The sequence below is a fragment of the Neisseria sp. P0001.S005 genome, from assembly GCF_051963715.1.
The window spans coordinates 1-289 of the sequence record NZ_JBQCTZ010000953.1 but is presented as its reverse complement, the minus strand read 5'-3'; the positions used below and the strand labels follow the sequence as shown (position 1 = coordinate 289).

At 50.5% G+C, this 289-nt stretch carries 1 protein-coding gene; it reads right to left on the bottom strand.

What is annotated here, in order from left to right; translation table 11 throughout:
• On the bottom strand, positions 1–289 hold a 289-nt coding region (locus ACTHSP_RS23650), incomplete at both ends, for an MBL fold metallo-hydrolase (protein WP_440347192.1).

Below are 289 nucleotides of genomic sequence, written 5' to 3'. Positions count from 1 at the left end.
GCCAGTTGTCTTCTTGGCAAAACTCTGCATTCGGATAAAACTCAGGTTGTCCGGCACGCAACTTATCGGTACCGACAGCCGCTATACTTTGAAAACCACCGTCATGGTCCATATCATGGTGCGACAAAATCAGGCTGTCCAAACGGCGCACACCCATAGCGTTCAAACTCGGCACAAGACCTGTTTGTGCCACTTGGTCCGTTCCCGTATCAAACAACAGATTGCGGTTACGCGATTGTATCAATACCGACAAACCTTGCCCTGCATCCATCACGGTAACTCTCGCCAC